The 11311-nt window shown below is 68.5% G+C and carries 14 protein-coding genes; 6 read left to right on the top strand and 8 right to left on the bottom strand.

What is annotated here, in order from left to right; genetic code table 11:
- Positions 1-19: 19 nt before the first annotated feature.
- Both sigK and ACWDPV_RS18590 read left to right on the top strand, forming a co-directional pair.
- Positions 20-562, top strand: coding sequence for an ECF RNA polymerase sigma factor SigK (gene sigK, locus ACWDPV_RS18595; RefSeq protein WP_449744220.1), 543 nt, complete (start codon positions 20-22; stop codon positions 560-562).
- Positions 555-1403 carry an anti-sigma factor gene (locus tag ACWDPV_RS18590; RefSeq protein WP_449744153.1) on the top strand — a complete coding sequence of 283 codons (849 nt, stop codon included), beginning with the start codon at positions 555-557 and terminating at the stop codon, positions 1401-1403. Before sigK ends, ACWDPV_RS18590 begins: the two co-directional genes overlap by 8 nt.
- Before the next feature lie 36 nt (positions 1404-1439).
- On the opposite strand, the gene ACWDPV_RS18585 is transcribed toward ACWDPV_RS18590, so the two are convergent.
- The 4 genes from ACWDPV_RS18585 to ACWDPV_RS18570 form a co-directional block, all read right to left on the bottom strand.
- On the bottom strand, positions 1440-1817 hold the full coding sequence (locus ACWDPV_RS18585; RefSeq protein ID WP_348809188.1) for a response regulator transcription factor: 378 nt from the start codon (positions 1815-1817) through the stop codon (positions 1440-1442).
- Between the two features lie 316 nt (positions 1818-2133).
- Positions 2134-3234, bottom strand: coding sequence for a hypothetical protein (locus tag ACWDPV_RS18580; RefSeq protein WP_449744152.1), 1101 nt, complete (start codon positions 3232-3234; stop codon positions 2134-2136).
- Positions 3231-4376 (bottom strand): sensor histidine kinase, encoded by a 1146-nt coding sequence (locus ACWDPV_RS18575; RefSeq protein WP_449744151.1) that lies wholly within the window; start codon positions 4374-4376, stop codon positions 3231-3233. Before ACWDPV_RS18575 ends, ACWDPV_RS18580 begins: the two co-directional genes overlap by 4 nt.
- A 38-nt stretch (positions 4377-4414) precedes the next feature.
- Positions 4415-5083 carry a response regulator transcription factor gene (locus ACWDPV_RS18570; protein ID WP_348805534.1) on the bottom strand — a complete coding sequence of 223 codons (669 nt, stop codon included), beginning with the start codon at positions 5081-5083 and terminating at the stop codon, positions 4415-4417.
- Between the two features lie 195 nt (positions 5084-5278).
- Between ACWDPV_RS18570 and ACWDPV_RS18565 the strand changes: the two genes are divergently transcribed.
- A complete protein-coding gene (locus tag ACWDPV_RS18565) occupies positions 5279-6034 on the top strand; it encodes an acetoacetate decarboxylase family protein (protein WP_348805535.1) in 756 nt (251 codons plus the stop codon).
- 71 nt (positions 6035-6105) lie between these two features.
- Entirely contained in the window at positions 6106-7122 is a 1017-nt protein-coding gene (locus tag ACWDPV_RS18560; protein ID WP_348805536.1) for a pirin family protein, read from the top strand.
- A 9-nt stretch (positions 7123-7131) separates the two neighbouring features.
- On the opposite strand, the gene ACWDPV_RS18555 is transcribed toward ACWDPV_RS18560, so the two are convergent.
- Positions 7132-7776: a CE1759 family FMN reductase gene (locus tag ACWDPV_RS18555; protein WP_449744150.1), complete on the bottom strand. Its 645-nt coding sequence runs from the start codon at positions 7774-7776 to the stop codon at positions 7132-7134.
- Complete coding sequence (locus ACWDPV_RS18550; RefSeq protein ID WP_449744149.1) at positions 7773-8885, bottom strand: LLM class flavin-dependent oxidoreductase; 1113 nt, start codon at positions 8883-8885, stop codon at positions 7773-7775. Before ACWDPV_RS18550 ends, ACWDPV_RS18555 begins: the two co-directional genes overlap by 4 nt.
- 142 nt (positions 8886-9027) lie before the next feature.
- Between ACWDPV_RS18550 and ACWDPV_RS18545 the strand changes: the two genes are divergently transcribed.
- Complete coding sequence (locus ACWDPV_RS18545) at positions 9028-9540, top strand: DUF4878 domain-containing protein (protein WP_449744148.1); 513 nt, start codon at positions 9028-9030, stop codon at positions 9538-9540.
- 218 nt (positions 9541-9758) lie between these two features.
- Complete coding sequence (locus ACWDPV_RS18540) at positions 9759-10373, top strand: DUF4190 domain-containing protein (protein WP_449744147.1); 615 nt, start codon at positions 9759-9761, stop codon at positions 10371-10373.
- Positions 10374-10453: 80 nt separating this feature from the next.
- On the opposite strand, the gene ACWDPV_RS18535 is transcribed toward ACWDPV_RS18540, so the two are convergent.
- A complete protein-coding gene (locus tag ACWDPV_RS18535; protein WP_449744146.1) occupies positions 10454-10756 on the bottom strand; it encodes a hypothetical protein in 303 nt (100 codons plus the stop codon).
- Positions 10757-11042: 286 nt separating this feature from the next.
- Entirely contained in the window at positions 11043-11300 is a 258-nt protein-coding gene (locus tag ACWDPV_RS18530; protein WP_449744145.1) for an MbtH family protein, read from the bottom strand.
- Positions 11301-11311: the final 11 nt, after the last annotated feature.

Here is an 11311-nt window from a genome sequence, read left to right as displayed (position 1 = left end):
CGAGGACGCCGAATTGTCGATGCGAGATCTGCTCGCCGCGACGGCCTCCGGTGATCGGGATGCCTTCACCCGCCTCTACGACCTCACCAATCCGCGGATCTACGGGCTGGTGTTACGGGTCATCCGCGACGCCAACTACGCCGAGGAGGTGGTGCAGGAGGCGTATCTGCAGTACTGGCAGCAGGCCCCCACCTACCGGCCCGACCGCGGCTCGGTGATCACCTGGATGATGACGATCGCGCACCGCCGGGCCATCGACCGGGTCCGCTCCGAGGAACTGCAACGCCGGCGCAGCACCGAGGCCGGGGTCGCGCAGGCGACGGTGTCCGCCCCACTGCCACTCGAGGTCGTCGTCGACCGCGAGGAAACCCGCACGCTGCGCACCTGCCTCGACGACCTCACCGCCCTGCAGCGCTCCAGCATCGAGATGTCGTATTTCAACGGGATGACCTATCCCGAGGTGGCGCAAGAGACCGACACCCCGTTGCCCACCATCAAATCGCGGATCCGTGACGGACTGCGACGACTGCGCGATTGCGTACGAGGACATGGCCATGGCTGACACCGACTGGCTCGACGACCACGTCGAACTCTTCGCCATCTCGGCGTTGCGTCCCGACGAGAACGCGCGGTTCGACACCGAGTACGCCGGCCTGACACCGCTCGAGCGCACCATCTACGACGGCCGGATCACCGAAATCCACACCACCATGGCCGATTTCGCGAGCAGCTACGCCCTGGCCGCACCACCGGAGCTGCGTGCGGCGGTGCTGGCCCACGTCTTCGACGACGATAGCGGCTCCGCTACCGACGCAGATACCGAATCCGATGCCGATGCCGGCTCCGCGTCCGCACCCCAACGCCCGGATACGGCCGAGACGACCGGGATGAGGGAGCCGACCGTGGTGACCGACCTCGACGCGCGTCGCGCCCGGCGGCGCCGGATCGCGATGACCCTGTCCGCGGCGGCCGTCGCCGTCGTCGTCGCCCTGGGCGCGGGGGTGCTGATCGGGCGGCAACTCGCGCCGTCACCGGCTCCCGAGGTGAGCGCCGATCAGGATGTCCTGGACGTGCTGCAGGCACCCGACGCGACGCTGACCGTCACCCGGCTCTCCGGTGACAACGGATCGATGTCGGTGGTGGCCTCGCGTAGCCGTAACCAGGCGGTGGCCGTCCTGCGGGACCGGAGCACGCCGCTGCCCGACGACCGGACCTATCAGCTGTGGCTGGTCGGCGGGCAGAACGCGGCGCCGGTGTCGGCCGGGCTGGTGCCGGGTACGGGTTCGGCGGCTCCCGCGCTCATCGACCGGATCGACACCGCCGACGTGGTGGCGGTGACGATCGAACCCCGCGGCGGGTCCGCGGCGCCGAGCCCACCGATCCTGGCTCAGGTGCAGCTCTGAGGTCGGCGGTCGCGACCGGTCGCGACCGCCTCGCACTCACCAGTCCTCGAGCCGGGTGATCCCGTCCTGAAGTGCGCGGGCCAGCAGATGCGTCTTGGTCGGCGCGGGGCGTCCCACGCCGGAGTACTTCGCGCGGATGCGGGCCAGGTGCGTGCTGACCGTCGAGGCGGCGATGAACAGATGTTCGGCCGCTTCCTCTTTGGACTCGGCCCGCAGCCAGGCCAGCAGCACCTCGACCTCGCGGGGCGACAGGGACGGCCGACGCACCGACGGGGTCTCGACGACCGGGGTGGCGGGCGCCGGACGCATCGGAGCGCCCGGACCGACCGGCCGGGGATGCGTGGGCCGGTAGTCGGCGATGCGCGTCACCGGTGCGGGCGGGCGGTGTCCGGGTCGGACCTGTCCCGGCGTCATCCGTCCTGTCGGAACCGGTGCGGGCTGACCCGCTGCGGGGTGGCTCGGCCCAAATCGGCCGGGGACCTGCCGCGCCGGTGCGGGCTGCGCGCTCGCGGTCGCGGTTCGGGTCGTCGGGGCGGGGAAATCAGAATGCGCGGTCGTCACCGTGGTTCCTCACTTGTCGTGTGGCCGCGGCGGTCACGAGGCGTGGTGCCGAGCGCACATCATTCAGGTCGTCACAGCAGATCTTAAGGCTCCGCTCAGATACCGAATAGTCCCAACTCGGGGGACGATCCTTCCGTCTGCAAGCACTTTCCCCTTTTTTGAGGACGTCTCACGCCCGCGAATCTCGTTGACCAGGCGTTGTTTCGATGCCGCCATCGTCACCCGCCCCACTGAAGTCGACGCGATGCTGTCCGTCCGCCGTCCGGACGACGATCGTGCCCACCGGAACGCGGCCGATCGGGTGAACCCGCGCGGTGATCGAACTCCCGGCCGCGACGTCGGCCAGCAGGCCGATCAATCGGGCGCGCATCTCCGCGAGCACCGGGTCACGTGACGATTCGGCCGGGGCACCCGGCTGGGCGGATGCTGCGCCGGCATCGTCGAGCAGGGTCACCGTGGCGCCACGTTCCCGCGCCGCCCACACCGCGTCGACCACCTCGGGTGTATCGAGGGCGCGGGCGCGGATTCCGTCGCGCAACCGGGCCTCGACGAGGCGGCACCGGAATCGTTGCGCAGGCGTCAGCGTCGCCCCGGCGGCGATCGTCTCGAGCAACTGCCTGGCCTGTTCGTCGAGCCGCGCGAATTGACCGTCACGCTCGGCCGTCGCCGCCGCCACCGACGCCGCCGCACTCGCCTCGCGCACGGTCTGCGCCCGCAACGCATAGATCTCGCGTGCCGCCGGACGAATGATCGCGGCGAACAGTGTGGCCATCAACAGCACGGCGACACTGCCGATCTGGGCACCCAACCACGGTGTCGCCTCGGGCCACGCCGCTCCCACCGAACCGAGCATCGATGCACCGAACGCGCACCAGGCGGCCAGGACGCGCCCCCGCACACACATGAAGGCGCAGGTCGCCGAGACACAGCCGCCGACGGTCCCGAACGCGACGGCCGGCGGCGAGTCGCACGCCGCCGTGGCGAGCGCGGGGGCCACCGCCACCATCGTCGCGGTGATGGCCGTCGCGGTGGCGCCCATCGGATCACCGGGCGCGAGGATCAGCGCCCCGACCCCGGTGAACACGAGCAACAGGACCACGAGAAACAGCGGCCAGGACCGCACCCCGCCGGCGCCGAATCCGGCGGTGATCAGGCAGGCGCCGACGAACCAGGCGATCACCGCGTACACCCAGCGCGACTGCAATCCGATGATCGTCGACGCGTCGTTGCGTGGGTGTTGCCGGAGCAGAACGCGCACTGCGGCTTTCATGACTGCCGCCACCACAGCTGGACCGTGGTGCCCGCGCCCGCCGCGCTGCGGATACGGGACCCACCGCCGGGAATCGAATCCATCCGCAGCCGGATGCTCACCTCGATCCCGAGCCGTTCCGGGGGCACCGCGCCGGTGTCGAATCCCCGTCCGTCGTCGATGACGGCCGCCTGCAGCGAGTCCGGGCCGAGTTCGATGACGACCACACATTCGGCGTCCGGGCCGGCGTGGCGGGATGCGTTGCGCACGGCCTCGGCGATCGCCTCCCCGACCGCCGCGATCACCTCGGCCGGATAGTCGGACGGTCCCCGGTCGGTGTCGGCACCCCCGATCCTGGTGAGGTGCACACCGACGTCCTCGGACACCGAGGACACGCTCACCCGCAGACGGGCCGCGGCCTCGTCGCGGGTCACCGGACGGTGCGGACCGACCGCCGCCAGCGAGTCGAGTTCGGACAGCGCGAACCGGGCCTGACCGGCCAGTCGTCCGTCGGCGTCGCCGGACTCCGCCGCCAGCAGGGTGGCGATCACGTGGTCGTGCACCAGCGCGTCGAACCGGGCCCGCTCGACGTCACGCGCGGTGGCGGCGGCGGTCGCCGAGGTGACCCGCAGTGCGGTGGCGCGGGTCTGGTCGAGGGTTTGGCCGGTGCGCCGGATCATGGCGGCGGCGAACAGGAAGATCGAACTGTAGGCGACACCCCAGATGACCTCGGTGATCGTCGAGGCGCCCAACGCACCATGACGGCCGAGATTGGTGACGATCGTCGAGGCACAGATGCAGATCACCAGATGGATCACGCCGACCCACAGCGGGCGGACGAGCACGATGGCCAGACTGGGCAGTCCGCCGAAACTCATCAGCCAGGTCACCCGGTCCGCGCCGCTGGCCACCCCGTTCCAGGCGATCAACCACAGCGCGCAGGCACCGACGTAGCCCACCGAGGTGAGCACCGAGAGTGCGACGAGGACTCGTGGCCTGACCTCGGAAACGAAGCTGTAGGCGAAGATCGTGATGCCGGGGAGAAACGCGGCGACGGCGGCCACCGGGGTGAACCAGGCCGCGACGAACGTCGACGTCGGCGCGAACTCGACGGCGGAGACCAGCAGGTAGGCGAGGAATCCGCCGCCCACGAACCGGGCCATGAGTCGTTGAATGCGGGCTTCCCGGGGCCCCATCGCGGTCATGGGTCGGGCGGGTCGTCGCCGCGGCGCGGCATCGGCAGCCACCCGTCCTCGATGGCCCGTTTGTACAGGTCGATCTTGGTGCGGGTGGGGCGACCGGCGTCGGCATATTTCTGCCGGATCCGCTTGAGGTACTCGTTGACGGTCTCCGCGCTCACCCCGAGCGCGGCACCGACGCCGGCCGAGGTCTCACCCGAGGCGTACAACGCCAGCACCCGCTGCAGTTGCGGGCTGAGGTCGACCGCGGCGAGTTCGGGGTCGCCGTCGATCGCGGCGGCCCACTCGGTGGTGAGCACGGCCCGGCCCTGCCCGGCCGCACGCAGCGCCTCCCGGATCTCGTCCTCGGACGCCGATTTCAGGACCACGCCCAGGGCGCCGGCCCGGGCGGCCGACCGGAGCAACGCCGGATGCTCACCGGAGGTGTAGACCACCGCACCGATGCCCGCGTCGCGCAGCCGGTTGACGTTCTCCCGCGGGGTGGTGCCGTCGTCGAGACGCAGATCGAGCAGCACCAGATCGAGTTCGACGTCGGCGGCCAGCAGTTCGTCGACGGTGGCGGCGGCCCGCACGAGTTCGATGTCGGGTTCGGGCTCGAGGACACGTTCGATCCCCCAGATCGGGGATCGGTGATCGTCGACCATGCCGACCCGAAGAGTTCCGCCGGGCATTGTGACCCCCTTCCCGATCCCTGCGCTGCGTGACGTGTCGTATCACGAGAATCGGACATCGGCCCTCAGGCGTGGGTGTCCACCGCGGGTTTTTCATCCGAACGGGCGTACGCCGGGACGCCGAAAAAGGGGACACCGGGGCGGTCCGTCCGGCAAAATAGAACACGTTCTAGAAACCATACGGCGGGAGTTCGCATGTCCACCCCTACCCGGCATCAGGTCCTCGGCGAGACGGTCACGATGCCCGTCGAGATCCGGACCGCACGCTGTTTCGTCGGCGGATTCTCCGCCGACGTCACCGCCATGCAGCGGGCCATCGACGGTTCGGGCCCCGGAGATCGCCGACTCACCCCGCTGCGGATCCGCCGCGATCGCGGGATGTGCATGCTGGTGTTCGTCGAATACATCGACGGCGACCTCGGACCGTACAACGAGTTCGGGGTGTGTTTCCTGGTGAGCGATCCCGCCGCGCCCGCCCCGTCGCCCGTCGCCGCGCTGCGCTCGCTGTTCGCCGGGGACGCCCGGGCCCTCATCCATCACCTCCCCGTCGACGGCGACTTCACCCTGGCCGCCGGACGCGGCATCTGGGGTTTCCCCAAGACCCTCGCGGACTTCGACGTCGACCACGACTCGGCGACCCGCCACGGCCGCGTCAGCGCCGACGGGGCCCTGATCGCCGACCTCACCGTCAAACCGGGCCTGCCGATGCCGGGCTCGTCGGTGGAGGCGACCCTGCACGCCTACTCCCAGCTCGACGGCGTGCTGCGCAGCACGCCGTGGCGGCTGCGGTCGATCACCGGAACCCGCACCCGGGTCGGCGGCGCGCTCCTCGAGCTCGGCGATCATCCGATCGCCGACGAGCTGCGCACACTGAAGCTGTCCCGGCACGCACTGATGTCGACCTCGGTCCGCAGCCTCGCGATGACCTTCGACGACGCCGAGACCGTGTGACCCGACGGCGCTGTCCGGTGAGTACGTAGACTGGCTCGCAGTCCACCAGCCCCAGTCCAAGGCGGTAGCCCGTGAGCAACATGGAAACCCAGCCGGCGGAAGTCGAATGCCGGACCATCGGTGACGACGCCCGATCCCCGTCCGGTGCGCTGCGGGTGGAGGTGCTCACCGCCCGCGACGTCCCGCTCGGCGGCCCACGGGCGATGACCGTGCATCGCACCCTGCCCCAGCGTGACCGATCACTGATCGGCGCCTGGTGTTTCGCCGATCATTACGGGCCCGACGATGTCTCGAGCACCGGCGGGATGAACGTCCCACCGCACCCGCACACCGGATTGCAAACCGCGAGTTGGCTTTTCACCGGGGAGATCGAGCATCGCGACACCATGGGCAATCATGCGATGGTGCGGCCGGGCGAGCTGAACCTGATGACCGCCGGTCACGGGATCGCACACACCGAGGTCAGCACCCCCGACACCACGGTGCTGCACGGCGTGCAGTTGTGGATCGCGCTACCGGACGAGGCCCGGGACACCACAAGGGATTTCGCGCACTACGAACCACCGCTGGTGACCGTCGGCGAGGTCAGCGCGCTGGTCTTCCTGGGCGAGGTGATGGGTAGCAGTTCACCGGTGCGCACCTTCACCCCATTGCTCGGTGCCGAACTGCACATCCCACCGGGGGCACGGATCACCCTCGACGTGCGCCACGACTTCGAGCACGGCGTCCTCGTCGACTCCGGCGTCGTCGAGATCGCCGACTCGACCGCAGAACCGTTGCGGCGCACCGAACTCGGTTACATCGGCCTCGGCGCCGAGGCGATCACACTGGTCAATGTCGGCAATGAGACCGCCCGCATCGTGCTGCTCGGCGGCGAACCGCTCGACGAGGACATCATCATGTGGTGGAACTTCATCGGCCGCACCCACGACGACATCGTGGCGTTCCGCGAGCAGTGGATGGAACACTCCGAACGCTTCGGCCAGGTGCGGGGTTACGTCGGCGACGTCCAACATCTGCCCGCCCCGGCGCTGCCCGGAACACGGTTGCGCGCCCGGGAGAACACTCCCGGGCGCGCACGTGAGTGACCGATCCGCTCAGACCCCGTTGAGAAGTCGCGCGAAGTTCGCGATGCCCGACGCCTCGGCGGTGGTCGCCGCCGGAGATGCCTCGGTGCCGGTGGGCGCCGACCTCGTGGGCCGATCGCCGGTACCCAGCAGTGCCGCGAGTTCGCGGGCCGCACGATCGATCCGGTCGCCCAGTGTCGCGGTGTCACCGGACCCTCCGGCCCAATCCTGCGCTGCCGCATAGACTCCCGTCGGAATGACCACCATCCGCAGGTAACCGAACAGCGGACGCAGGGCGTGGTCGAGCACCATCGAATGCCGCGGACTGCCGCCGGTGGCCGCGATGAGTACCGGTTTTCCGTTCATCGCGTCGACGTCGACGAGGTCGAAGAAGGTCTTGAACAGACCGGAATACGACGCGTTGAACACCGGTGTGGCCACGATCAGGGCGTCGGCGTCCTGAACCGATGCGATGGCGTCGCGCGCGGCGCCGGTGGCGAAGCCTGGGGCCATCGACCGGCCCAGGTCGACCGCGAGATCGCGAAGGTCGATGATCTGCACATCGACCCGATCGTCGCCGAGCACCGCGGTGGTGGCGGCGGCGAGCCGGTCGACGAGCATCCTCGTCGACGACGGCTCGCTCAGGCCGGCGTTCACCGCGACCAGGCGGATCATGCGTTCACCGTCGTATCCTGTTCCGCTGCAACATCAGCGGCGTCTCGCGCGGCCACCAGCGATGCGTGGGTGGGCGCGTCGGGAACCTCGGCCGGCCGCCCCTCGGCGAAGCCCTTGCGCAGTTCCGGCAGCACCGCGCCGAGTTCGTCGAGCTGCTCGAGCACCGTCTTGAGCGGCAGACCGGCGTGGTCGACGAGGAACAGCTGACGCTGATAGTCGCCGAAGGTCTCGCGGAAGGACAGTGTGCGATCCACGAATTCGGCCGGGCTGCCCACGGTGAGCGGGGTTTCGCGGCTGAAATCCTCCAGCGACGGGCCGTGTCCGTAGACCGGCGCGTTGTCGAAGTAGGGCCGGAACTCGTTGATCGCGTCCTGAGAGTTCTTGCGGATGAAGAACTGTCCGCCGAGACCGACGATCGCCTGGTCGGCCTTGCCGTGTCCGTAGTGCTCGTAGCGCTCGCGGTAGAAGTTGATCAATCGCTGGAAGTGGTCCTTGGGCCAGAAGATGTTGTTGGCGAAGAAACCGTCACCGTAATAGGCGGCCTGCTCGGCGATCTCCGGGCTGCGGATCGATCCGTGCCACACGAAGGGCGCGACGTCGTCGAGGGGACGCGGCGTCGAGGTGAACGATTGCAGCGGCGTGCGGAACTTGCCCTCCCAGTCGACGACGTCCTCGGTCCAGAGCCGATGCAGCAGGTGATAGTTCTCGATCGCGAGGGGAATGCCCTGACGGATGTCCTGGCCGAACCACGGGTACACCGGGCCGGTGTTGCCGCGGCCGAGCATCAGGTCGACGCGGCCGTCGGCGAGATGTTGGAGCATCGCGAAGTCCTCGGCGATCTTCACCGGATCGTTCGTGGTGATCAGGGTCGTCGCGGTCGACAGTTGCAGGCGCTCGGTCTGCGCGGCGATGTAGGCCAGGGTGGTCGTGGGCGACGAGGAGAAGAACGGTCGGTTGTGGTGCTCACCGAGCGCGAAGACATCGAGACCGATGTCCTCGGCCTTGCGGGCGATCGCGACGATCGCCTTTATGCGCTCGTATTCGGTCGGTTCGACACCGGTCGTCGGATCGACGGTGATGTCGCTGACGCTGAAGAGTCCGAACTGCATGTCACGCCTCCTGGCTCTGAGATGTCCGGGTTGCCGGAGTGGTCACCCAGTCTAACCGGACCACGGTCCGATTAATTCCGAGTGTGGTTCTCCCGGCGAAAGGCGTGGGTTAGTGTGGGCTTACCCAAGAGGAGGAATCGATATGAAAGTTCGGAAGTCCCTGGCCGCAGCGCTGCTGGCCACCGCGACTCTGCTCGTCGCCGCAGGCTGTTCCGATGACACGTCGGACACCGTGAGCAGTGCCGCCAGCGACGCGTCGGCAGCGGTCGCATCGGCAGCGAGCGACGCCAAGCAGGCCGTCGTCGGGCTCAGCTCCGACGACGCACAGGTCATCCTGCGCAAGGCGGTCGACCCCGCGACGTCGTCGGAGGAGATCGAGGCCGTCGTCGACACCACCAACCCGGTGACCAAGGGCGCGCTGATCGCCTACGCCAAGGGCTCGAACATGGCCGGCTACACCCCCGAGGTCTACGCCGTCAAAGAGGTGAAGGCCGAGGGCGACAACAAGGCTGTCGCGACCGTCGCGGTGAAGAGTCCGCACGCTCCGCAGCCGATCGACATCACCTTGGCCTACACCAAGGTCGACGGCGACTGGAAGCTCAGCGGTGACGCCGTCACCCAGCTGACCTCCATGGGCGGCCAGCACGGCGGCTGATCGCCGACGATCCACGCACACGGAACTCGCCATTCCCGGGCATCCCGGATGGCGAGTTCCGTCGTTTTGCACGATGTCCGACGCGAGCGTTACGCGTCCGTGACGTTCGTCGGCTGCAGTGGAGTACGACAGAATGGACGTCGCGCCCCCTCCCTCTCGGCCCCGAGCCGCGAGGATGGAGAGCCGAGTCGTCGGGCACCAGGAGGATTCCCATGCGGGTGAGCGACCATCCCACACAGCCGATCGTGCCGTCGGTCACCGAGGAGATCCGGCGTTGGCCCGCGGGCGACCCCGGGACGCCGATCGTCGAGTACCAGGCGCCGGAGGTGTCATCCGGGGGCATCGCGCCGGAAGCGGCGGCCATGTCGCACGCGTCGGGACGGTTCTCCACCCCGCCGATGGTCCATCCCGCGATCACGCGGCGCGACGTCGAGGATCGTCCGATCCCGGCCGCCGTCCCCGAGATCTGGGAGTACGCGACCCCGTTGACGTCTCCGCGCCTGCCGGTCACGGCTTCGGTCATCGCGGGACCCATCACGACCCTGTCGTCACGACCACGCGAGAGCAGCGGCATGGCCACGGCCGCGCTGGTCACCGGCATCGTCTCGCTGCCCCTCGCACTGGTCGGAGTGGGAGCGATACTGGGGTTCATCGCCATGGTCCTGGGCACGACCGCCCTCGTCCGGATCGGCACCAGTCGCAACGCCGTCGCGGGGTCGACCCGCCACCGCGGCACAGGACGTGCGATCACCTCGCTGGTGCTCGGCACCGGCAGCATCGTCGTCGGCGCACCCATCCTGCTCGTCATCCTGGCGATCGCCGCCATCCTCTGATCGAGCCGGCCCGACAGGCCATGAACACGAACAGGCCCCACCGGGTGATCACACCCGGTGGGGCCTGTCGTTTGTCCGTGTCAGCTGACGGCGCGCAGGCGACCGCCACCGTTGCCGAGGTCGCGGCCCAACCAGCCCACGATCTCCGACATCACGCGGTTGCGTTCGGCGTGACCGTCGATGCGGGTCAACGAGGGCATGCAGTGCAGGAGGCTGGCGTGGAACGCGGCCTCTCGGGACAAGCCGTGACGTTCCGTCACCGACTCGTAGGAGGCGATGCTCTCGTCGAGCGCTCCGTACGTCACGGCGTCCTCGCCGAAACGCACTGCGGTCAGTCGGGGCGTGATCTCCGCCCGGCGCTGGATGTCTTCTACAAGTTCCATAATCATCGTCGCTCCCCCGAGCTCGATCCTTCGACCCTGGCCACTCTGCCTCCCAGTTGAACTGGCACCGGGTCCTTTTACATAGCTTGCCTTGCTAACGGACTTTTGGAAACCGGTGACGCTGATTCTGTGCCGAATACACAGAAAATTTCTGATCCTCGCCGTGCCTCCGATGTTACGTGCGTGACTCGTGTTAGAGGAGTGGCGTATGAGCTTGATGTGGAAGCGTTATCGCGGTGACATGTCCCCGCGACGTCATCCCTCGATCTCACCGCCACTCCCGGACTCATCCCGCCGACGACCCGCCCTCGGCGGATCCACCTGGTGCCGCGGCGTCAGCCGCCATCGCGTCGATCAGGCTCTTCGGACGCAGATCCGTCCAGTTCTTCTCCACATACTCCAGACACGCAGCCCGAGAATCCTCACCGAAGACCTTCGTCCATCCCGCCGGGATGTCAGCAAAAGTCGGCCACAGCGAATGCTGATTCTCATCGTTCACCAGGACGTAGAAACGTCCGTTCTCGTCGTCAAAGGGGTTGGTCATCCCTTCACTCC

This window comes from Gordonia sp. NPDC003504, from assembly GCF_053587995.1.
The sequence above is the reverse complement of the archived record's forward strand: the minus strand, read 5'-3'. Positions and strand labels throughout refer to the sequence as shown.